At 39.5% G+C, this 21,291-nt stretch carries 21 protein-coding genes, 5 tRNA genes and 1 riboswitch; of the genes, 23 read left to right on the top strand and 3 right to left on the bottom strand.

The window, feature by feature from the left end:
- Positions 1 to 51: 51 nt before the first annotated feature.
- Positions 52 to 172: riboswitch (TPP riboswitch) on the bottom strand.
- A gap of 33 nt (positions 173 to 205) precedes the next feature.
- A complete protein-coding gene (locus NGC85_RS15500) occupies positions 206 to 1,243 on the bottom strand; it encodes a hypothetical protein (RefSeq protein WP_254732254.1) in 1,038 nt (345 codons plus the stop codon).
- 150 nt (positions 1,244 to 1,393) lie between these two features.
- On the opposite strand from NGC85_RS15500, the gene phoU reads away from it, so the two are divergent.
- On the top strand, positions 1,394 to 2,116 hold the full coding sequence (gene phoU / locus NGC85_RS15495; protein ID WP_005050862.1) for a phosphate signaling complex protein PhoU: 723 nt from the start codon (positions 1,394 to 1,396) through the stop codon (positions 2,114 to 2,116).
- A 286-nt stretch (positions 2,117 to 2,402) separates the two neighbouring features.
- On the opposite strand, the gene NGC85_RS15490 is transcribed toward phoU, so the two are convergent.
- Entirely contained in the window at positions 2,403 to 2,675 is a 273-nt protein-coding gene (locus NGC85_RS15490; protein ID WP_254732253.1) for an oxidative damage protection protein, read from the bottom strand.
- 9 nt (positions 2,676 to 2,684) lie between these two features.
- A complete protein-coding gene (gene argH, locus NGC85_RS15485; protein ID WP_254732252.1) occupies positions 2,685 to 4,118 on the bottom strand; it encodes an argininosuccinate lyase in 1,434 nt (477 codons plus the stop codon).
- Between argH and NGC85_RS15480 the strand changes: the two genes are divergently transcribed.
- From NGC85_RS15480 to nusG, 22 genes are all read left to right on the top strand, one after another.
- Positions 4,109 to 5,251, top strand: coding sequence for a sensor histidine kinase (locus NGC85_RS15480; RefSeq protein ID WP_254732251.1), 1,143 nt, complete (start codon positions 4,109 to 4,111; stop codon positions 5,249 to 5,251). The two genes, argH and NGC85_RS15480, sit on opposite strands and share 10 nt — an antisense overlap.
- Before the next feature lie 57 nt (positions 5,252 to 5,308).
- On the top strand, positions 5,309 to 6,049 hold the full coding sequence (locus NGC85_RS15475) for a LytTR family DNA-binding domain-containing protein (protein ID WP_005050871.1): 741 nt from the start codon (positions 5,309 to 5,311) through the stop codon (positions 6,047 to 6,049).
- 111 nt (positions 6,050 to 6,160) lie between these two features.
- Entirely contained in the window at positions 6,161 to 7,078 is a 918-nt protein-coding gene (hemC, locus tag NGC85_RS15470; protein WP_005060970.1) for a hydroxymethylbilane synthase, read from the top strand.
- On the top strand, positions 7,078 to 7,854 hold the full coding sequence (locus tag NGC85_RS15465) for a uroporphyrinogen-III synthase (RefSeq protein ID WP_254732249.1): 777 nt from the start codon (positions 7,078 to 7,080) through the stop codon (positions 7,852 to 7,854). The genes hemC and NGC85_RS15465 overlap by 1 nt, the downstream gene beginning before the upstream one ends.
- On the top strand, positions 7,851 to 8,681 hold the full coding sequence (locus tag NGC85_RS15460) for a hypothetical protein (protein WP_005050878.1): 831 nt from the start codon (positions 7,851 to 7,853) through the stop codon (positions 8,679 to 8,681). Before NGC85_RS15465 ends, NGC85_RS15460 begins: the two co-directional genes overlap by 4 nt.
- A 6-nt stretch (positions 8,682 to 8,687) precedes the next feature.
- Positions 8,688 to 9,881 carry a hypothetical protein gene (locus NGC85_RS15455; RefSeq protein ID WP_034710976.1) on the top strand — a complete coding sequence of 398 codons (1,194 nt, stop codon included), beginning with the start codon at positions 8,688 to 8,690 and terminating at the stop codon, positions 9,879 to 9,881.
- A 7-nt stretch (positions 9,882 to 9,888) separates the two neighbouring features.
- Positions 9,889 to 10,323 (top strand): thioesterase family protein, encoded by a 435-nt coding sequence (locus NGC85_RS15450; protein ID WP_005060977.1) that lies wholly within the window; start codon positions 9,889 to 9,891, stop codon positions 10,321 to 10,323.
- A gap of 372 nt (positions 10,324 to 10,695) precedes the next feature.
- Positions 10,696 to 11,022 carry an H-NS family nucleoid-associated regulatory protein gene (locus tag NGC85_RS15445; RefSeq protein ID WP_005050884.1) on the top strand — a complete coding sequence of 109 codons (327 nt, stop codon included), beginning with the start codon at positions 10,696 to 10,698 and terminating at the stop codon, positions 11,020 to 11,022.
- A gap of 179 nt (positions 11,023 to 11,201) precedes the next feature.
- A complete protein-coding gene (gene gspN / locus NGC85_RS15440) occupies positions 11,202 to 11,945 on the top strand; it encodes a type II secretion system protein N (RefSeq protein WP_254805622.1) in 744 nt (247 codons plus the stop codon).
- A complete protein-coding gene (locus NGC85_RS15435; protein ID WP_254732247.1) occupies positions 11,945 to 12,787 on the top strand; it encodes a type II secretion system protein N in 843 nt (280 codons plus the stop codon). Before gspN ends, NGC85_RS15435 begins: the two co-directional genes overlap by 1 nt.
- Before the next feature lie 41 nt (positions 12,788 to 12,828).
- Positions 12,829 to 15,093 carry a type II secretion system secretin GspD gene (gene gspD / locus NGC85_RS15430; protein WP_254732245.1) on the top strand — a complete coding sequence of 755 codons (2,265 nt, stop codon included), beginning with the start codon at positions 12,829 to 12,831 and terminating at the stop codon, positions 15,091 to 15,093.
- A 65-nt stretch (positions 15,094 to 15,158) separates the two neighbouring features.
- The gene (locus NGC85_RS15425) at positions 15,159 to 15,773 is read left to right on the top strand and encodes an FHA domain-containing protein (RefSeq protein WP_254732243.1); all 615 of its coding nucleotides are present in this window, start codon (positions 15,159 to 15,161) and stop codon (positions 15,771 to 15,773) included.
- 98 nt (positions 15,774 to 15,871) lie between these two features.
- Complete coding sequence (locus NGC85_RS15420; RefSeq protein ID WP_254732241.1) at positions 15,872 to 16,564, top strand: phosphoglycolate phosphatase; 693 nt, start codon at positions 15,872 to 15,874, stop codon at positions 16,562 to 16,564.
- Positions 16,565 to 16,649: 85 nt separating this feature from the next.
- Entirely contained in the window at positions 16,650 to 18,143 is a 1,494-nt protein-coding gene (gene trpE, locus NGC85_RS15415) for an anthranilate synthase component I (protein WP_254732239.1), read from the top strand.
- 98 nt (positions 18,144 to 18,241) lie between these two features.
- A tRNA-Thr gene (locus tag NGC85_RS15410) sits at positions 18,242 to 18,317 on the top strand.
- Between the two features lie 54 nt (positions 18,318 to 18,371).
- Positions 18,372 to 18,455: transfer RNA gene (locus tag NGC85_RS15405), tRNA-Tyr, on the top strand.
- Between the two features lie 33 nt (positions 18,456 to 18,488).
- Positions 18,489 to 18,564: transfer RNA gene (locus tag NGC85_RS15400), tRNA-Gly, on the top strand.
- Between the two features lie 14 nt (positions 18,565 to 18,578).
- Positions 18,579 to 18,653: transfer RNA gene (locus tag NGC85_RS15395), tRNA-Thr, on the top strand.
- Between the two features lie 163 nt (positions 18,654 to 18,816).
- Positions 18,817 to 20,007 (top strand): elongation factor Tu, encoded by a 1,191-nt coding sequence (tuf, locus tag NGC85_RS15390; RefSeq protein ID WP_005050895.1) that lies wholly within the window; start codon positions 18,817 to 18,819, stop codon positions 20,005 to 20,007.
- A gap of 54 nt (positions 20,008 to 20,061) precedes the next feature.
- Positions 20,062 to 20,137 (top strand) — tRNA-Trp (locus NGC85_RS15385).
- Positions 20,138 to 20,213: 76 nt separating this feature from the next.
- A complete protein-coding gene (gene secE / locus NGC85_RS15380; RefSeq protein ID WP_005060990.1) occupies positions 20,214 to 20,654 on the top strand; it encodes a preprotein translocase subunit SecE in 441 nt (146 codons plus the stop codon).
- 7 nt (positions 20,655 to 20,661) lie between these two features.
- Positions 20,662 to 21,195 carry a transcription termination/antitermination protein NusG gene (gene nusG, locus NGC85_RS15375; protein ID WP_005050897.1) on the top strand — a complete coding sequence of 178 codons (534 nt, stop codon included), beginning with the start codon at positions 20,662 to 20,664 and terminating at the stop codon, positions 21,193 to 21,195.
- Positions 21,196 to 21,291 lie beyond the last annotated feature (96 nt).

The raw sequence follows: 21,291 nt of genomic DNA, 5'->3' as shown, positions 1-21,291 counted from the left end.
AGCACGAGCAAAAACGATAGCGAATTTATCTCTTTGATAAATAAAGGCGAGGCTTTTGTTGGGCTTGATTCCTACGCAGGTGTTAACCTGATCAGGTTCAACGGTACTCATCTTTAAATCTTGCGATTAAGATAATCTCAGCAGTTTATTAACTGCGCTCCGTCAAGCTAGGCATTTAGACTAACAGATTTTTAGCTTAAATTCTTTAGTTGTACTCTACTTCAGTGCAAATAGCATCTCGATGACAGTCTTTTTTATTGTCTGTTGCCCAAATGTTTTTTAGACCTAAAAATTGTTGCAACAGTACATGCGGTGAGTCGTTAGTGCCCATCACTTGATTGTGTTCATCAGTAGAAAATTGAATAAAATTGAGAAATTTTTGGGCAGGGATCTGTAGAGTGGTATCTTGCTTTTTGGCTAACTTTTGAATTTCGATTAAAGCCTCCTTATCAATCCATTCATCTTTAAAAAAAAGATCAGAAACAGGTGTGTTATCAGAGCCAAAGAAAATTAAATAGCGGTATTCATTAAACAAATTCTGTGCATCTGCTTTAAATGTTGCATTGGAATATTGTTTTAAATATTTTTCCCAAAATAATGCTCTTTCGACCAATTCAGCCCATGATACAGCGAGAGCAGAGTCATTATAGAGTGGCTCTTGATTATCCTTTGCCATGCGGTGCATAAAAATCTGTTGATCTTTAGGTAAGGCTCGCGCAAATATATCTAAGATATATTGTGGTTGCCTACGATATTCAAATATACCTTCTCCGATATATTGAAATTCTATATAGGCTTGTCCTTGATGTTTCAATAAATACTGATCACGTTTACCTAGTTTTTTAAATAGTTCAGGATCACCTTGAAGAGCAGTTGATATGCTTTGATCGAGATTATTATCTTTATTTTCCAAAATGCTGTATGTGTAATCACCAAATGCGGTGGAACTGAGCTCATCTGTATCTGATTTAAGAAAACGGTGATACATTTTGGTCGAAGCATTTAACCACTTGAGTTGTTGAGGAGATTTGACCTTACTAACACACTGTTTGAGTTGTGCATTGATTTTGTCTAATGTCTCAATAGTGCTGTTCTCATTCATTTTTTGCATTGCTTGATCTAAGTTTTGACAACTATCTTGAGATACATTTTTTTGTTTAGCTTGTTCATTAATAGATTCTGTTGGTTTTTGGCAGCCTGATAATAAGATACTGCTTATGATACAAAGGGTAAAAATACGCATAATAAGTTCTTGGATATAAGTTGTTATCGCGGCATGATTATAGGAGTTGAAGTATAAAGATGAAATCAATAGATTAGCTGTCATAAAAGTTTCATCATTCTTATGTTTAAATCACCAATCATTTTTCCATGTGTCTAGTGGAGGCATACTGTGAGTCCAAGTAACCCTGTGTTAAGTCACCATATTTCTTCACAATTTAATGAAGACTTACAAGATGTACATACCAAATTTATGACCATGGGAGGATTGGTAGAGCAGCAGGTTGCCAATGCAATCCATGCTTTATTAGATACTGATGCAAATTTGGCCATTGATGTTCAGTTCAAAGATAACGTTGTCAATCAATATGAGCGAGATATAGATGAAGGTTTGACCTTGATTTTAGCTCGTCGTCACCCAGCGGCAATTGATCTACGTATGGTGATTGCGATGAGTAAAGCCAATACTGATCTTGAGCGTATTGGAGATGAAGCTGCAAAAATTGCTCGAATCGCGCAGAACTTGTGCGAAGAAGGCGAGTCACCTCGTGGTTACATGGAAACGCGTCATATTGGTAATCAGGTTCGTGTCATGATCCATGATGCTTTAGATGCGTTTGCGCGTTTAGATGTTGATCAGGCTTTAAAAGTTGTAATGGCAGACGTAGATATTGATCGTGAGTATCAATCAGCGACTCGTACCCTTATGACCTATATGATTGAAGATCCACGCCATATTGCTCGCGTGATCAACGTGATGTGGGTGCTTCGTTCATTAGAGCGTATTGGTGATCATGCGCGTAATATTTCTGAGCAAGTGATTTACATGGCAAAGGGTATGGATGTTCGACATACCAGTATTGAAGAGATTGAGCAAAAAGTGAATCAAAAATAAATTATTCAATTGATCTCAGTTTAAACCGCAAAATTATTTTGCGGTTTTTTGAATCCAAGAATAAAAAAATCCCAGACTTCGGGGGAAAAGTCTGGGAGAGAAATATCATGCATTGTTGAGATATCAAACTATCTCTTTGTCCTTCTGCTTTCTAATATATGAGTAATCGCCAGAGCTGTCATGTAGACAAGTGTGTATACTCTGTAATGCTTTATTACTTGTGTAAATATCACGTAAAAAAAGAGCTGAAAACAGCTCTTTTTTTTCAGGAATAGAGGAATATTTCTTATTTCTCTTCAGTCCAACCTTCAGCTTTTTCAACGCTTTCATCATTGTTAAAGAATTTCTCACGTTGTTCTTCAAGAAACTTCTTGGCATCAGGTTCAAATACATTTAAACGCTTTTCGTTAATCAGTGTCGTCTGATGTTTTAACCATTCTTGCCAAGCTTGTTTAGATACATTGTCAAAGAACTCTTGACCTTTTACACCTGGAAATGGTGCAAAGTCTAAACCCTCAAGTTCTTGTTTGTATTTACGGCAAAATACTTGTCTAGTCATGATTCATCCTTATGCGTATAGCTGTTCTAGGCGAGTATGGGCGCGAGCAATTGCAGCTTCTACCTGTTTTGGCGCTGTTCCACCAATATGATCACGTGCATTGACAGAAGCTTCAAGCGTGAGCGCTTTGTCAAATACATCAGCTTGAATCAAATCAGAGAACTGTTGTAATTGTTCAAGTGTTAATTCAGAAAGATCTTTGTCTTCAGCAACACCTAAAGCAACAGCTTTACCTACAATTTCATGGGCATCACGGAATGCGACACCATTTTTTACAAGATAATCAGCAAGGTCAGTTGCAGTAGAGAATCCACGTAATGCTGCCTCGCGCATAATTGCAATATTAGGAACTAATGCAGGGATCATGTCAGCAAATGCCATCAACGAGCCACGCACTGTATCAATGGCATCGAATAAAGGCTCTTTGTCTTCTTGGTTATCTTTGTTATAAGCCAATGGCTGACCTTTCATCAACGTCAGTAAACTGATCAAATCACCAAAAACGCGACCGGATTTACCACGAATGAGTTCTGGTACATCTGGATTTTTCTTTTGTGGCATGATTGAAGAGCCTGTGCAGAAGCGATCAGGAATATTCACAAACTTGAATTGAGCTGAAGTCCATAAAATGAGTTCTTCAGACATACGTGATAAGTGCATCATGATCAATGCGGCTGCTGCATTGAACTCAATAGCAAAGTCACGATCCGAAACAGCATCAAGTGAGTTTTCAGATACCGCTTCAAAACCTAAAAGTTCAGCAGTATAAGCGCGATCAATTGGATAGGTTGTCCCAGCCAATGCAGCTGAACCTAATGGCATACGATTTACACGCTTACGACAATCTTGCAAACGTTCTGTATCACGGACTAGCATTTCAAACCAAGCCAGTAAATGATGACCAAAAGTAACGGGTTGAGCCGTTTGTAAATGAGTGAAGCCTGGCATAATCGTGTTGGTATTCTTGCTTGCTAGTTGCAAAATACCTTGTTGTAGGCGCTGTAAAATTGTCAAAATGTCGTCAATTTCATCGCGTAAATATAAGCGAATATCCGTCGCAACTTGGTCATTACGGCTACGACCTGTATGTAGTTTTTTACCTGTGATACCAATACGTTGAGTCAAGCGAGACTCAATATTCATATGTACATCTTCTAAATCAATACGCCATTCAAAATTGCCCGCTTCAATTTCTGCTTGAATGGTCGTTAAACCTTGAATGATGTCATCACGTTCAGCTTCAGTCAGTACACCAACTTTAGCAAGCATGGTTGCATGAGCAATCGAGCCTGCAATATCTTGTTTATAAAAACGTTGGTCAAATTGCACAGATGCGGTAAATTCAGCAACAAATGCATCTGTTGCTTCTGAGAAGCGACCGCCCCACATTCCTGAGGTTTGATTAGGGCTTGCTGTAGAAGAGGATTGAGAAGATGTGGTCATGGCGGCTCAGCAAAATAAAAAAGAGTATAGCAAATCCAAACGCAGTTGCCGAAACTCGACGCAAGAAGTTATCGCAAACACGTCATATGAATGCGTCAGGCTCCTATTTTTTTACGAAAATCGGGCAATGGCAACACTTATTGGAATTAATTGTTGCGAGTAATGTTCTAGCAATGGTTCTCGCTTTGGCTGAAGCACAGTCATGGCAAGCCTTAGAAAGTATTCGTGTGTTGCAATATATGTTTTTTATTAACTGGGTTATTTTGTCCTTTTCAGCACTTGTTGACTATTTTCAAGAGTTTTTCGCCAAATTTAGCCAAAAACTGGCTTTGATTTTAGGTTTTATTTTACTTCAACTGATTGTTTTATTTACGACTTGTGCTGTAAATATAATACAATACTGGTCGTTGGATCGAGGGCAATTCTCAGACGCAATATTGTTCCATGGCACCAGTTTAAATTTAGGTTATGGAGTATTGCTGGGTGCGTTTTGTTTGCGTTATTTATATATGCGAGAAAGATGGCTCAATCAGCAATACAGTGAATTAAATGCGCGTATTCAAGCAATGCAGGCACGTATTCATCCGCATTTTCTATTTAATAGCTTAAATAGTGTGGTGAGTTTGATTGCGATTGATTCTGACAAAGCTGAAAATATGTTGATTAATTTATCTCGATTATTTCGAGCGAGTTTTCAAGAACTCAAGCTGGTGAGTTTGGCTGAAGAAATTGATCTCTGTCAGCAATATTTAAGTATTGAAAAGATGCGTTTGGGAGAGCGTTTGACCGTAGAGTGGAACATACAAGCTACGCCAATTGAATTAAAACGTGCCACGATTCCATTATTAACATTGCAACCTTTGCTAGAGAATAGTATTTTTCATGGTGTTGAAACGTTTTTGCGACCATCGACAATCACTGTATTGGTTGAAATATTGCAAAATCAGGTCAGTATAGTCATTACTAACCCATATTCTCACGATACAATAAAATCGAAAAAGGGAAATGGTATTGCAATAGAAAATGTGAAACAACGCTTGCAAGCCTATTATGGGCGAACAGTAAAGTTTCAGGTATACGGGGGACAGTCGTTCTATACCACAGTGGTGAATTACCATTATCGAGTAAAATAATAAACCCAGTTAACCATAAAAATTATGGATGAAGTTAACGGTGACAAGGAGGAGAGGATGAAAGTTCTGATTGCTGATGATGAACCTCTCGCAGTAGAGCGTTTATCACGTTTGGTGACCCAAATGGGGCACGAAGTGATAGCGACAGCGCATCATGGGCAAGATGTGTTAAATCATATTGAAAATGATTCACCTGATGTTGTGTTATTAGATATTCAGATGCCGGGAATGAATGGTTTGGAGTGTGCTGAACAGCTCCGTCATTTAAATCCAAGACCTGCTATTATTTTTTGTACAGCATATGATCAACATGCATTGGAAGCATTTAAATTTCAAGCACAAGGCTATTTGCTTAAACCTGTTGCACAACAAGACTTAGAACAGGTGTTTAACCATTTAACTCAATTAACCCAAGCACAAATGACTGGTTTAAAACAACAAGACGATATGTACGATACTAAAACTCAACGCCATCAAATTGCTGCGAAAACATATCGCGGAGTAGAACTGATTCCATTGGAAAATGTTTATTATTTTTTAGCGGATCAAAAATATGTCACTGTTCGTCATAAAAATGGCAGTGTTTTAATTGATGAGACTTTAAAAGACTTAGAGTTTGAGTTTTCTGACCGTTTTATTCGAATTCATCGTAATGCATTGGTTTCACTAGACTACTTAGAGGGTTTAGAGCTCATTGCTGCTGGTCAGTATCAAGTCAGATTGCGAGAGCTTGAAGAGCGACTGTCAGTCAGTCGCCGACATTTGCCGAGCTTAAGAGAGTGCATGCATCAATTGTAAATCTCTTCTTTTTAACTGAATGAATGAGCACTTTATGAATTTTTACTTGCAATTTTAGGGGATCAAGTTAAGTTTGGAGGAATTGTGTTGATCAATACTTAACTTAGATTTATGAAAACCCTAAAAATTGCGACTAGACAAAGTCCGCTTGCGCTTTGGCAAGCAGAACATATTCGTTTTCGTTTAAACGAACTTTATCCAGATTTAACGGTTGAATTAGTTAAGTTTGTCACTCAAGGCGATAAAATTCTAGATACACCTTTAGCTAAAATTGGTGGTAAAGGATTATTTGTTAAAGAACTAGAGGCTGCTCTTTTAGACGGACGTGCTGATTTGGCTGTTCATTCGATGAAAGACGTGCCGATGCACTTACCTGAAAATCTTAGCTTGGCTGTGATTTGTGAACGTGAAGATCCTTTGGATGCTTTCGTATCAAATCAATATTCAAATTTTGATGAATTGCCTTTAGGTGCCAAAGTTGGAACATCAAGTTTACGCCGTAAATGTCAAATCTTACAGCTACGACCTGATTTAGAGATTATTGACTTACGAGGCAATGTGGGTACTCGTTTGTCTAAACTTGATGATGGTTTGTATGATGCAATTATCTTGGCAAGTGCTGGTTTAAAGCGTTTAGGGTTGGCAGATCGAATTCGTCATAGCCTTGATCCTGTCGTTAGTTTGCCAGCAGTGGGTCAAGGTGCTTTAGGTCTTGAGTGCCGTGAAAACGATCATGAACTATTAGCCTTAATCCAGCCTTTGCAACACCAAGAAACCTCAATTTGTGTTCGTGCTGAACGTGCGTTCAATGCTTATTTGGAAGGCGGATGCCAAGTTCCAATTGCGGGTTATGCAACATTGGTCAATGCCCAGCTCAAAATAGAAGGGCGGGTTGGAAGTGTTGATGGTAAAACCTTACTGAAAGAAACGCTTGAAGGCTCAGCTGATGAAGCAGAGCAATTAGGTGAACAACTTGCACAACGGTTACTAGCGCAAGGCGCTGGTGAGTTGTTAAAAGCTTTGTATTAATGCTTTTTATAAATACTCGACCTGAAGACCGTGCAGTCAGTTTGACTCAGGCGCTCTCAAATGCGGGTTATGAAGTAGAAAATTTGCCCTTGCTTGAATTGGTTGATGAGCCGTGGAATGATGTTCTACAGCAACTTTATCAACAGCTTGAGCAAGTACAGGTGATCGTTGTGGTAAGTCCGACTGCTGTAGATGTGGGGATGCGCTATTTGCAGCGTGCAGGAATACACCTAGATCAATTAATTCATATTCAATGGATTGCAGTAGGGCAAACGACAGCACAAGCTTTGGCAAAGTTTCATATTCGTGCTGTTGTACCTGAAGTTGAAACTTCAGAAGGCATGCTTGAATTACCCATTCTCAAACAGCAAAAAAATGTGCAGAAAATTGCTTTTTGGCGTGGTTTGGGTGGACGGCAATTTATGATGCAACAACTACAACAGCAAGGTGTTGTCGTTTTGAATTTTGTACTTTATCGCCGTGAATGCCCTGTAGCAAGCCAAACTCAGTTTGTAAATATCTGTGCCAAAGCGAGTTCGGGTCAACAGATTGTGGTGCTTATCACGAGCGAAGCCAGTTGGAATAATTGGCAACAACTTTGCGAAAAAAAAATAATAGACGTTGAATGGATTTATCTCGTTTTGGGAGAGCGACTCCGTAAAATTGTAGAGCATACTCAATCTAAACTGAGTAAGACAGTTAACATTATTCAGCTTGAAAGTTTATCTGCTTTAGAGATTATTCAACGCATGAAAGATTGGCAGGGAAATGTATGAGAAAGATTGTTTATCTAATATTGCTACTCAGCTTATTATGGTTAGCTAAGCTCAGTTATGATGTTGCTCAATATTCTCAGATTGTTCCTCAAATACAACAACAACTTAGCCAAACCGAACAACGGTCTGCATTACTGAATGATCAATTGGTGGCGTTGCAGCGTCAAGGGCAAAATGCCGATTTGAATGTTGAGAATGCTAAGGATGTGAATACAACAATAAATCAAACCACATTATCACCTGTTCTTTTAGTGAAACAACAGCTTGAACTGGTTCAATTTGCATTAGATCAGCAGCAATTTTTGTATGCAATCGATCATTTAAATCAGGCACAACAGCAGGTTTTGAAGTATGCAGTTTCACCTGCACTGCAACAAAGTTTAATTAAAGCTTTAGAGCAAGATAAACAAGCCATTCAGCAATATGTATTGGCACAAACTCAGCAACAACAGCAGTTAGATAATATATTGCAGCAGTTAGACCAAAAGCTGGCGGATGAAATTCAAAATCCAACAATAAAAATTCAAAAGAATGAAAATAATGCATGGTGGCATTGGTTTAAACTGGAAAAGGTGCAACGTGATTCACCCGATTTGATTAATCGAGGTCTTGTGCTGAAAGAGGCTCAATTGCGTTTGCTGCTTGCATCTCAAGCTTTGCATGAAGGTCAAATGCTTGAATACAAGAAATCTGTTCAAGAGGTTTTACAACTACTTCAAGGTTTGCCAGATCGAAATACTCAACAGCTTAAATTGCGCCTAGAGAAGCTTTTAAATCTTCCATTACAGCCTGCTCCGAAACTTACAACTTTAAGTCTGTTGGGGTAGTTGATGATGAAAAAATTATTGCTGACCTATTTATTTTTTAGTCTTTTGCTTTTTGCATTATTTGCCGTTGCTAGTTATGGCTATGGTAGTGGATACGTTTATATCATTCTGCGCGATTGGCAGTTTCAAAGTAATGTCCTCGGATTACTGACATTATTTATTGTTATTAGTTTATTTGCGCAGTTGTTGTGGCATTTTGGTCGACGTTACTTTGCCAAGGTACAGCGCAAAAATGACACTGTTTTACAGTTTAAAAATCTGCACCCTTATGAGCAATTAGGTATTGTTTGGCTGTTAGATGCTGCAAAAGATCAACAAGTATTTATTGAGCGTGTTTTTACTCAGTCGGGTTTACTCAGCAATATTATTGAAGCGCAATTTGACTATAAAAATGGAGATTATGTAGCAGCACTCAATTGCTTAGATCAATCAGCACCTATGGCATTTGAGTTAGCAGAATTACAGCGAATCGATATTTTTCTTGAGCAGCAAGAAACTGAAAAAGCATTGACTCATTTGGAGTTCCTAGCACAGCATCAACTCTCGCCTTGGTTGTTAGAAATTGAAACAGCTTATCAACATCGAATTACGGCATTATGGGGGAAACTTGCTCTACAAAAGCCGTGGTTATTTTTGCAAACCATTCAATATGGGTTGTTGGATGCCGAACATCGTGACTTGTGGCTGCAACAGCTATTAATTCAATTTGACCAAGCTTCAGTTGATGATTTAAGTTCATTACAACAACGTTATTTAGCTTTGCAGAGTGAAATACAAAATCGCCCCTATAGCAGTAAAGTTTTATGGCTAAAGATATTGGCACGCATGCCAGAAATGAGCTTGCAACACGAAGACTTAGCCTTGCATTTACTACAAGAACAGTTTGATCCTGAAGTGTTCTATTTATGGTTTCAACAACAATTACTTAAACAAATTCCAGATTATGCTTATGTTGAACAGCGGATTATTCAGTTGGAACAACGTTATACAAGTGTTCCAATGCTTGCATTTGCAAAATGGCATATTTATATGGCAACACAGCGTGTAGATGCAGCTGAACAGTTATTAACTTTATATCCTGATAATATTTTAATGAGTTACCTAAGAATTAAATCAGTGCTTGGTGATAATATGGATTTAATCAAGCAGTTGAATTTAATCTTTGAAAATGATGTCAATTTTCTTAATTTTAAGATTTGAGTGAAATATGAAAGAACTGTCTGTCTTTCCTGTGGTACATGTTCAAAATGTAGCGTGGGGTGATATGGATGCATTTGGGCATGTCAATAATGTTCAGTATTATCGTTATGTTGAAAGTGCACGTATTACTTACCTAACAGCTTTAAAAATCTTTGATGAAGATATATTGACTGTGGTCTCTTCTAGTCAGTGTAAATATTTAAGTCCTGTTTTTTATCCTGATGTGCTGCATATTGGTGCGCGTATTGAGGAATTAAGAAATAGTGCATTTCGCATGAGTTATATTTTATGGAGCGAAGCACAAGATCAAATCGTAGCAACTGCAGAAGCCGTCATGGTTTGTGTAGATAAGCAAAACTCAAAAAAAATATTGATTCCTGACAATATTAGAGAACGGATTATTCAACTTGAGCAATCTGCTGAACATCATCTAAATGTATAATTATTATAAAGACTATTATGTCTATTTTTAAATTATAGCGTATGAGTTTTATAATGAGCTTTGTCTGAAATCAATTCAAATAAAGTTCATTGCTTAGGGTTGGGTGTTTAATATAATTATAGAATTAAGCTGGATTTAATATTTAGAGTATTTCAATAATATGCTTTTATAATTTGGAGATAAATAAAATATAAATACTCTGTGAGACATTTTTTTTGTTTTATTGTAAATATGATGATGTTTTGGCATTAATTGCGATTAAATCAGTTGGGTTAATATTGATTAATGAATGTTATATAAATAGTATAGGGGTGAATTTTGAATTCATTTTATTTTTGAGTGATATTTCCCCTTTGAGTTGGAGTGGTTCTGATGAAACCAGATATTAGTGATTTATCTGTAGAAGATCTAAAACGTTTACAGGTAGAAGCAGAAGCTTTAATTGCAAGCAAAAAAGACCAAGCAATTGAAGATGCATATAATCAAATTATTGCGATTGCTGAAGCTGTAGGTTTTAGTGTTGAAGAGCTTTTAGAGCTTGGTGAACAAAAACGCAAAAAAACAACGCGTAAAGCTGTAGAGCCGCGTTACCGCAATAAAAGTAATACAGAAGAGACTTGGACTGGTCGTGGTAAACAACCGCGCTGGTTAGTCGCTGAATTAGAAAAAGGTGCCAAACTTGAAGATTTCTTAATCTAAGCAAGTTTTAAAGTCATCGTTTTGTCACAAGATGATTTTATCCTTTAATAAAAGCCAAGCTTAAAAAGCTTGGTTTTTTTATATGAGAGAATTGGCGATGTCGAAAAAGTATGCATAATGTCATTCAGGGGGCGAGTGTCTCAAAAAAGGATGATAATTTGCATGTTGGTAAGGGTGGAATGAAAAAAAATACCAAGCAATGGAAGTGGTGGATTTTCGCCATTTTTGCATTTTTAATTTTTATTATTTTACAAATACCAGCAACATGGCTAATTGCGAAATTTTCAAAAAATAATCAAATATTACATAATGTCAGCGGAAATATTTGGCAGGGTCAAGCGGATTGGCAAAGTGGTCAGTTGCGTGGTTCCGTGCATTGGAAAACCCGCCCTCTTGATTTGTTTTTATTTCGGTTAGGTGCAAATCTTGATATTCATAGCGGTAATACGCAATTCAATGGTGTTTTTGCTTATGGTCTAGGTCAAAAAATCATGATCAAAGATTTGCAGGGTGAGATTTCACCTGAAACCTTAAAATTTTTTGCAAATTGGCAATGGCCTGAAAATGCCATCCAATTGAAGGATGTGCAATTTAACTATCAAAAAGAAAAAGGTTTTAGTGCATCCGAAGGTAAATTAAATTGGGGTGGTGGACCTCTGAGCTATACTTTTGGGCAACGCCAAGATCGTATGAATATGCCTTCACTGGCAGCTGAAATAAAAGATGAAAATGGTCAGTTGCAAATCGATGCGCGTGATCAGCGTAGCCAAAAAATGGCAAACCTTAGTTTAGATGCCAATCTCATGCTAGATGTACAGCTGACACAGAGAATGCTGTTAAATATTCCATCTTATCAAGGTAAAGCAGGGCTAGATACCTATGTCATTAGTTCACGCCAACCTTTGTTACAAGGTGGTTTCTAATGAAAGCGATCACGCAAAAAATGCAGCAATTTCGTTGGCAGAAAGTAGATAAGCTAAGTGCATTGGTACTTGCTTTATTGATTCTGTGGTTATGTTGGAAGTTGGCTTCTTTATTTTGGTGGGTGATTGCTCCGCCACAGCCGATGCAGTTCGAACGAGTTGAATTAGGTTCACAACAAGCTCAAGTACCGAATATCAGCTCATTTGCCTTATTTAATGAGCCTGCAATGGCATCAGCACAAGATAATGTCAATTTAGAATTACAAGGTGTGTTGATTGGCTATCCAAGCTATTTGTCTTCGGCTGTGATTAAGTTGGATGATAAAGCTGAACGTTACCGTGTTGGGGAAAATGTAGGCTCGACTTCATACCAACTTGCAGAAGTGTATTGGGACCATGTGGTATTAAAGCAAGGTAATGGTGCCACACGTGAAGTGAAATTTAAGGGCTTGGAAAATGGGTTGTATCAACCGATAACACCTATCTTAAATAATGAAAATAATGTGCCATCTCAGACACAGGCGCCAACGCCAGCTCAAAACTCTACTCAGTCTGCATTAGGGCAAGCGATTCAACAAATGCAGGACAATCGTGAGCAATATTTGAAGAATATGGGCGTAAGTGGTGGTTCGGAAGGTTACGAAATATCAGATCGAACACCCTCTGGTTTAAAAAATACTTTGGGTTTACGCTCGGGTGATCGTATTCTATCGATCAATGGTCAGACAATTGGACAAGGACTAAGCGAAGTACAATTATTAGAGCAAGTACGTCGTGAGGGACACGCCAAAATAGAAATAAAACGTGGTGATCAAGTGATGACCATACAACAGAGTTTTTAGTGATAACACGTCACCATAAAAGTTAGGAATAAGTGCAGGTTATGGCTTTATTAAATCATCAACGTCCACTTTGGGCATTACTTGCCGCAGCGCCTTTGGTTGCGACAATCAGTACCAATGTGCAAGCACAAACATGGAAGATTAATCTACGTGATGCCGATTTGACGGCATTCATTAATGAAGTTGCTGATATAACAGGTAAGAACTTTGCGGTTGATCCTCGTGTACGTGGAAATGTTACGGTTATCTCTAATAAGCCCCTAAATAAAGATGAGGTCTATGATCTCTTTTTAGGTGTTCTTAATGTGAATGGCGTTGTGGCATTACCCTCTGGAAATACAGTAAAACTTGTTCCAGATAGCAATGCGAAAAACTCAGGCATTCCCTATGATTCGCGAAGCCGAGCGGGTGGTGATCAGATCGTAACGCGTGTTATATGGCTACAAAACACGAATCCAAATGATTTAATTCCTGCATTACGTCCTTTAATGCCACAGTTTGCACATTTGGCTGCAGTGGCAGGAACCAATGCGCTGATTGTTTCTGATCGTGCAACCAACATTTATCAATTGGAAAATATCGTCCGTAACTTAGATGGTACTGGTCAAAATGATATTGAAGCTGTTAATTTACAGTCGAGTCAGGCTGAAGAAATTATTGGCTTACTTGAAACAATGAGTGCGACCGGTGCATCTAAAGACTTTATCGGTTCACGTGTTCGTATTATTGCGGATAATCGAACCAACCGTATTTTGATTAAAGGTGACCCAGATTCGCGTAAACGCTTACGTCAAATGATTGAGATGTTGGACGTGCCATCGGCTGATCGGTTGGGTGGTTTAAAAGTCTTTCGTTTGAAGTATGCGAGTGCAAAAAACTTAGCTGAGATTTTACAAGGCTTGGTAACAGGACAATCTGCTTCTTCATCTTCCTCATCTAATAACAATAGCGCTAATCGATCAAACTCGATCAATAATCTGACTTCCAATAATCAAAACTCAAGTTCATCAAGTAGTTCATCTGTTTCGACACCTTCAATAAATTTAAATAGTAATTCAAACAACGGTCAAAACTCGGCAATTACTAGCTTTAATAGTGCAGGTATTAGTATTATTGCTGACCCAACCCAAAATGCATTGGTGGTCAAAGCCGATCCGCAGTTGATGAGAGAAGTTGAAGCTGCCATTCAACAATTAGATATTCGTCGTCAACAAGTCTTGATTGAAGCGGCAATTATTGAAGTCTCAGGAGATGATGCTGATCAATTGGGGATTCAATGGGCATTAGGTGATTTAAGTAGTGGTGTAGGTCTTCTGAGCTTTAGTAATGTAGGTGCAAGTCTGGCATCTATTGCGGCAGGTTATGCTACGGGTGGCGCAAGTGGTGCAGCAGCAGCGATTGCTGGTGATGCCAATAAAGGCAATGGCGCGACGTTTGGAGTGGGGAACTTTGAAAACTCACGTAAAGCTTATGGCGCTCTGATACAAGCCTTGAAGACCAATACCAAATCAAACTTCTTGTCTACACCTTCGATTGTGACCATGGACAATGAAGAAGCTTATATCGTTGTTGGTCAAAATGTTCCTTTTGTGACAGGTTCAGTTGCGACCACAGGAAACAGTACAATAAATCCTTACACAACCGTTGAGCGTAAAGACGTGGGTGTTACCTTGAAAGTGATTCCGCATATTGGTGAGAATGGTACGGTTCGCCTTGAGGTTGAACAGGAGGTTTCGGATGTCCAGAATAATAAAGGTCAGGCAACAGATCTAGTCACCAATAAGCGTGCCATCAAAACGGCAGTGCTTGCTGAACATGGGCAAACTGTCGTATTGGGTGGTTTGATAGCGGACAATACTTCATTATCACGTCAAGGTGTTCCTGGGTTGAGCAGTATTCCATATCTTGGGCGTTTATTCCGTGCTGATGCGCGTAGTAATATCAAACGTAATCTGTTGGTGTTTATACATCCTACGATAGTCGGGGATGCGAATGATGTGCGTCGTCTTTCTCAGCAACGTTATAATCAGCTGTATAGTTTGCAGCTCTCTATGGATAAAAATGGTAATTTTGCAAAGTTGCCAGAAAATGTTGAAGATATTTATAGTCAGCAAGCAAAAACAGTGACTTCGCCGTACCAAAAAGTGCCAACAGCCGCGCAAAAAGAAACAGTGGTTGTAACAACGCCGGTGGTTGTTGTGGAGCCGCAAGTGCAAAAGAAAACGGTGCTATTGCCAGCGAAAGCAACTGAACGTAGCAAAAGCACGGTAACGACTACAACGATTCGTCCAGCCTCTTCACAGTAGATGAACAGAAGCGCATATGTCAAAATGTTATGATTGAAAGAAATTATGATAAGGATAGAGCATCTATGACTTGGAAATTACAAGCCATTACAGGTGAATTTACGGGGCAGGAAATTAACGTTGAAGGTGACATGCTGGTTGGGCGTCATCAAGATGCGGATGTTTTATTGCAATCAGCAGATATTTCTCGTCGTCATGCTGCATTGGTGCTAAAAGGTCAGCAACTTTGGGTGCAAGATCTAAACTCTTCAAATGGCACTTTTATTAATGATTTAAAAATTGAACAAGAAACTGAGCTACATGATGGCGATATTTTGCAATTCGCCAGTTTTATGTTCTCAGTATTGGCACCCGTTGAGATTGAAAAAGATTTGCCGCAGATAGAAATTGAGCCTGTTGCGGTAGCGGCACATGATCAAGGCATGCCGAGTCTTGCTGAGAGAGCGGCTGAACCTGTGAATCGTGATGGAATGCCACAACAAGTGAATATTCCAAAACCAGCTCCAATTCCAGAAGGTGTGAATGTTCAGGCTATTGCTGATCCACAGCCTGTCGCGGTTGAAGAGCCTGTGTCTAGAGTTGCAGAAGTACAAGAGCAGCAAAAAAATGCTTCAGTTGGTTTGATTTCAATTGTTGTGCTGATCATTCTGGCTGTAATTGCTTGGCTATTCTTTAAATAATTATATTAAACTTTTACAATTAAGCATGTTTTGAGCTGCATCCAAAGTTTTTTGGGTTTGTCTCTAACATGCTTTTTTTATTTTTGAGTAAACCTATTATGGCAGTTGCGCAGTTACAGCATCGTAGTCTTATTTTATTTGATCTTGATGGAACGCTAGTAGATTCAGCTGCTGATTTATATCGAGCAATGAATCTTAGTCTAGAAGAGCTTAACCTAGCACCAGTCACAGAGCAGCAAATTAGGGCTTGGGTAGGTAAAGGTGCTGCCAAACTTTGTGAGACTGTATTGGAATATTTGTTTGATGAGGTGGACCCGCATCAGCTAGCACAATTATTAACTACATTTGTAAAAGTGTATGCTCAAGAATTATGTGTAAATACAACGGTGTATTCGGGTGTTTTAGCGTTTTTAGAATATTGCCAAAATCAGCAGATCTCAATGGCATGCGTGACGAATAAACCTGAACGCTTAGCGAAAGGTATTCTAGATGTTTTGGCTTTAAGCCCTTATTTTGAAATGGTGATCGGTGGAGACAGTTTAGCTGAAAGAAAGCCCCATCCATTACCATTGTTGTATTGTATACAACAGCAAAATACCACTGCGTCAGAAACATTGATGATTGGTGACTCAAGTAATGATGTGGAAGCAGCAAGACGAGCAGGTATTGATTGTATTGTGGTCAGCTATGGCTATAATCATGGAGAGAACATCTATGACTGTCAACCGCAGCAAGTGGTCGATAGTTTAGCAGAGTTGATAGAAGAAGATTTAGTCAGGAGAAAGGCATGAGAGTAGTTATGGTTTTGCGATGGCGGGCTTGAGATAGCACTAAAGCAAAAATAGCATTGAAATTAAAAAACCATAGAGATGATTCATGACGACCTTAGCACAATTTGAGCAATTAAAATCAGCAGGCTATAACACCATTCCTGTATATCGTCAGCGTTTAGCTGATACCGAGACCCCGCTGTCAGTTTTTGCGCGTTTTAAAGAACAAAAACAAGCCTATTTATTTGAATCTGTTGAGGGTGGTGAAAACTGGGCGCGCTATTCAATGATTGGTTTGGGTGAATCTACCGTTTTTTCATGTAATGCTGGTGTTTTAACTATCCAACAAGCTGATGGCTCAGTTTTAGAGCAAAACTGTGCGGATCCTTTTCAGTATATTCGGGATTTTCAAAGTCAGTTTAAAGTGCCTACTCAACGTGATTTACCTGAACTACCGAGTTTTACGGGTGGTTTGGTTGGATACTTGGGTTATGACGCTGTGCGTTACATTGAGCCTAAACTCAAAAATGTTCCAACTGCTGACCCAGTAACATTGCCAGATTTATGGTTGATGCTCTCACAAACAGTGATTGTTTTTGATAACTTAAAAGATACGTTGTTTTTAATCCATCATGCTGATGTGAATCAAGACGATGCTTATACAAAAGCACAAGAAAAATTAGATCAACTTGAACAGTTGCTTGCAATTCCTGTGAGTTTGCATGCTAAGCCACACACAGCACCACATTTTGAATCGATTACGGGTAAAGAAAAGTTTCTTGAAACAGTTGAAAAAGTAAAAGAATACATTCGTGCTGGTGATGTGATGCAAGTTGTACCAGGTCAACGTATGGTATCTGACTTTGATGGTGAGGCATTACAGGTTTATCGTGCCTTACGTCACCTCAATCCATCTCCTTATTTATTCCTTGTACAAGGTCAAACGCTCACAGATCAAAAACCTTTTCATATTGTGGGTTCATCTCCAGAGATTTTATCTCGTCTGGAAAACGGTATTGCGACAGTGCGTCCTTTGGCGGGCACTCGACCACGCGGTAAAACCAAAGAAGAAGATCTAGCATTAGAGCAGGATTTATTGGCTGATGAAAAAGAAATTGCAGAACATTTAATGCTGATTGATCTTGGACGAAATGATGTTGGGCGTGTTTCAAAGATTGGTAAAGTACAAGTCACTGATCGTATGGTGATCGAGCGCTATTCACATGTCATGCATATTGTATCTAATGTGCAGGGTGAGGTTCGTGATGATGTGGATGCTTTAGATGTATTTAAAGCAACATTTCCAGCAGGGACACTTTCAGGCGCACCAAAAATTCGTGCCATGGAAATTATTGATGAAGTAGAACCAGTTAAGCGTGGTGTATTTGGTGGAGCTGTTGGATATTTAGGCTGGCATGGTGAAATGGATATGTCGATTGCGATTCGTACCTGTGTGATTCGTGATAAAAAGGTCTATGTGCAAGCTGGAGCGGGGTTGGTTGCGGACTCAAACCCTGAGTCAGAATGGAATGAAACCCAAATAAAAGCTCGCGCAGTGATCAAAGCGGTTGAATTATCATCAAACGGATTGATTTTATGAGTTTTTCGCAGTTTTTCTAAAAAAACTGCTTGCATCATGTGTGAGTTTTGCTAAACTGCACACCGTTCCGATACGAAACGTACGAAACACTAAGAAACGCCGGCATAGCTCAGTTGGTAGAGCAACTGACTTGTAATCAGTAGGTCCACAGTTCGAATCCGTGTGCCGGCACCATCTTAAAAGTGTGATAGTATGAGGTAAAAGAACAGCACTGTGTAAGTGTGATATGGTGAGATTCCCGAGCGGCCAAAGGGGGCAGACTGTAACTCTGCTACGAAAGTTTCGAAGGTTCGAATCCTTCTCTCACCACCATCTAACTTCGATTGAAGTGGTAAGTACCAACGCGCGGGAGTAACTCAGTTGGTAGAGTGGCAGCCTTCCAAGCTGCATGTCGCGAGTTCGATCCTCGTCTCCCGCTCCATCATCGAAGGTGTCGCTCTTATAGCTCAGTGGTAGAGCACTCCCTTGGTAAGGGAGAGGTCTCGAGTTCAAATCTCGATAAGAGCTCCAGATATACAGTTTAGTAGAATTTCTACAAAGTTTTAAAGAAGCAGGCTATTATAGTCTGCTTTTCAAGTATTGGGTGTCTAGTTTTTTAGGCTAATGTCGATAAAGAAAGTTTTTCAGGGTTGTTTTTCTCTAAACTAGTGTCGACGTAAACGAGGAAAATCAAATGGCTAAGGCTAAGTTTGAACGTAATAAACCACACGTAAACGTGGGTACAATTGGTCACGTTGACCATGGTAAAACAACTTTAACTGCTGCGATTGCAACTATTTGTGCAAAAACTTACGGCGGTGAAGCGAAAGATTACTCGCAAATCGACTCAGCTCCTGAAGAAAAAGCACGTGGTATTACAATTAATACTTCACACGTAGAATACGATTCTCCAATCCGTCACTACGCTCACGTAGACTGCCCGGGCCACGCCGATTATGTTAAAAACATGATTACTGGTGCTGCTCAGATGGATGGCGCGATCCTTGTATGTGCTGCGACTGATGGTCCAATGCCACAAACTCGTGAACACATCCTTCTTTCACGTCAGGTTGGTGTACCTTACATCATCGTATTCTTAAACAAGTGTGACCTTGTTGATGATGAAGAATTACTTGAATTAGTAGAAATGGAAGTTCGTGAACTTCTTTCTACTTATGACTTCCCAGGCGATGACACTCCAATCATCCGTGGTTCAGCGCTTCAAGCATTAAACGGTAACGATGGTCCTTATGGCGAACAAGCTGTAATCGACTTAGTTGCTGCACTTGATTCTTACATTCCAGAGCCAGAGCGTGCAATCGACAAAGCATTCTTAATGCCAATCGAAGACGTATTCTCTATTTCAGGCCGTGGTACAGTTGTAACTGGTCGTGTTGAATCTGGTATCGTTAAAGTTGGCGAATCAGTTGAAATCGTTGGTATTCGTGACACAGTAGTAACGACTGTAACTGGCGTAGAAATGTTCCGTAAACTTCTTGACGAAGGCCGTGCGGGCGAGAACTGTGGTGTTCTTCTTCGTGGTACTAAGCGTGAAGACGTACAACGTGGTCAAGTACTTGCTAAGCCAGGTACAATCAAGCCGCACACTAAATTCGATGCAGAAGTATACGTACTTTCTAAAGAAGAAGGTGGTCGTCATACTCCATTCCTTAACGGTTACCGTCCACAGTTCTACTTCCGTACAACTGACGTAACTGGCGCGATCAAATTGCAAGATGGTGTTGAAATGGTTATGCCTGGTGACAACGTAGAAATGTCAGTGGAATTAATTCACCCGATCGCAATGGACCCAGGTCTACGTTTTGCGATCCGTGAAGGTGGTCGTACTGTAGGTGCTGGTGTTGTTGCTAAAGTAACTGCATAAGCCCAACGTTGTGTTACACTCAAATCGAAAGCTTCGGCTTTCGATTTGCATAATAGGCTAGTAGTTCAATTGGTAGAGCGTCGGTCTCCAAAACCGAATGTTGGGGGTTCGAGTCCCTCCTGGCCTGCCACTTTTTTTAAATAAAAAAGCTTGATTCTGGCTAAGTTGTCATATAATAAGTCGCGAATTCTACGACGAGTAAAAAAATGTCGAATGATAAATCGCGTGACGCATTAAGCGACGCGCCAATCCCTCAAAGAAATAATGCTGTAGAAGTTGTTAGTTCAGGTTCTCCGTTGGACGCTGTCTTATGGTTAATTGCTATCGCTTTGTTTATCGGTTCAGCACTGGTAAATCAACATTTACCAGCCTATTGGGCACCTGCAAATGATATTTGGGTGCGCGTTGGGGTAATTTTGGCTTGTATCGTCGTTGCTTTAGGTTTATTATACGCCACCCATCAAGGCAAAGGCTTTGTGCGTTTATTGCAAGATGCGCGAATTGAACTGCGTCGAGTGACTTGGCCGACAAAACAAGAGACGATCACGACTTCGTGGCAAGTTCTTTTGGTTGTGGTTGTTGCATCATTGGTTTTATGGTGTTTCGATTACGGGTTAGGTTGGTTTATTAAGTTAATTATTGGGTAAGAGCGCGATGAAACGTTGGTATATTATTCATGCCTATTCAGGCTTTGAAAAACAAGTGATGCGTTCGCTTAATGATCGAATTCAACGCAGTACTGTTGTTGATAGCTTTGGTGAAGTCCTCGTTCCTACTGAAGAAGTAGTTGAAATGAAGGATGGTAAAAAGCGTAAATCTGAGCGTAAGTTCTTTCCTGGCTATGTATTGGTCGAAATGGAAATGAATGATGATACTTGGCATATCGTAAAAGAATGTCCAAAAGTTCTTGGTTTTATTGGCGGTACGCCAGAAAAACCAGCGCCAATTTCACAACGTGAAGCTGATGCGATCCTTGCTCGTGTGCGTAATACTGGTGAAGCGCCTCGTCCTAAGACGATGTTTGAACCAGGTGAAGAATTACTCGTTGTTGATGGTCCGTTCACAGACTTTAAAGGGGTTGTGGAGGAAGTTCAATACGAAAAGTCACGTTTAACGTTGACGATTAATGTATTTAATCGACCAACTCAAGTTGAATTGGAATTTCGACAAGTCGAAAAAACAGTTTAATTTCAGTTGTTTGAAAAGCGCCCGATTTGATCGGGCATTGTTGTTGTAATACTTCGGTGTTACTTATTTTTTTGGGGAGCCTAACGGCGTCTGTAC

It is taken from the genome of Acinetobacter sp. Z1 (genome assembly GCF_024296945.1).
Classification (GTDB): domain Bacteria; phylum Pseudomonadota; class Gammaproteobacteria; order Pseudomonadales; family Moraxellaceae; genus Acinetobacter; species Acinetobacter beijerinckii.
The sequence above is the reverse complement of the archived record's forward strand: the minus strand, read 5'-3'. Positions and strand labels throughout refer to the sequence as shown.

Excerpts from the sequence above, each read along its gene's own strand:
- NGC85_RS15500 (WP_254732254.1), bottom strand. The coding sequence starts at position 1,243 with ATGCGTATTTTTACCCTTTGTATCATAAGCAGTATCTTATTATCAGGC.
- NGC85_RS15490 (WP_254732253.1), bottom strand. The coding sequence starts at position 2,675 with ATGACTAGACAAGTATTTTGCCGTAAATACAAACAAGAACTTGAGGGT.
- NGC85_RS15480 (WP_254732251.1), top strand. The coding sequence starts at position 4,109 with ATGTGGTCATGGCGGCTCAGCAAAATAAAAAAGAGTATAGCAAATCCA.
- argH (WP_254732252.1), bottom strand. The coding sequence starts at position 4,118 with ATGACCACATCTTCTCAATCCTCTTCTACAGCAAGCCCTAATCAAACC.
- NGC85_RS15475 (WP_005050871.1), top strand. The coding sequence starts at position 5,309 with ATGAAAGTTCTGATTGCTGATGATGAACCTCTCGCAGTAGAGCGTTTA.
- hemC (WP_005060970.1), top strand. The coding sequence starts at position 6,161 with ATGAAAACCCTAAAAATTGCGACTAGACAAAGTCCGCTTGCGCTTTGG.
- NGC85_RS15465 (WP_254732249.1), top strand. The coding sequence starts at position 7,078 with ATGCTTTTTATAAATACTCGACCTGAAGACCGTGCAGTCAGTTTGACT.
- NGC85_RS15460 (WP_005050878.1), top strand. The coding sequence starts at position 7,851 with ATGAGAAAGATTGTTTATCTAATATTGCTACTCAGCTTATTATGGTTA.
- NGC85_RS15455 (WP_034710976.1), top strand. The coding sequence starts at position 8,688 with ATGAAAAAATTATTGCTGACCTATTTATTTTTTAGTCTTTTGCTTTTT.
- NGC85_RS15450 (WP_005060977.1), top strand. The coding sequence starts at position 9,889 with ATGAAAGAACTGTCTGTCTTTCCTGTGGTACATGTTCAAAATGTAGCG.
- NGC85_RS15445 (WP_005050884.1), top strand. The coding sequence starts at position 10,696 with ATGAAACCAGATATTAGTGATTTATCTGTAGAAGATCTAAAACGTTTA.
- gspN (WP_254805622.1), top strand. The coding sequence starts at position 11,202 with ATGAAAAAAAATACCAAGCAATGGAAGTGGTGGATTTTCGCCATTTTT.
- NGC85_RS15435 (WP_254732247.1), top strand. The coding sequence starts at position 11,945 with ATGAAAGCGATCACGCAAAAAATGCAGCAATTTCGTTGGCAGAAAGTA.
- gspD (WP_254732245.1), top strand. The coding sequence starts at position 12,829 with ATGGCTTTATTAAATCATCAACGTCCACTTTGGGCATTACTTGCCGCA.
- NGC85_RS15425 (WP_254732243.1), top strand. The coding sequence starts at position 15,159 with ATGACTTGGAAATTACAAGCCATTACAGGTGAATTTACGGGGCAGGAA.
- NGC85_RS15420 (WP_254732241.1), top strand. The coding sequence starts at position 15,872 with ATGGCAGTTGCGCAGTTACAGCATCGTAGTCTTATTTTATTTGATCTT.
- trpE (WP_254732239.1), top strand. The coding sequence starts at position 16,650 with ATGACGACCTTAGCACAATTTGAGCAATTAAAATCAGCAGGCTATAAC.
- tuf (WP_005050895.1), top strand. The coding sequence starts at position 18,817 with ATGGCTAAGGCTAAGTTTGAACGTAATAAACCACACGTAAACGTGGGT.
- secE (WP_005060990.1), top strand. The coding sequence starts at position 20,214 with ATGTCGAATGATAAATCGCGTGACGCATTAAGCGACGCGCCAATCCCT.
- nusG (WP_005050897.1), top strand. The coding sequence starts at position 20,662 with ATGAAACGTTGGTATATTATTCATGCCTATTCAGGCTTTGAAAAACAA.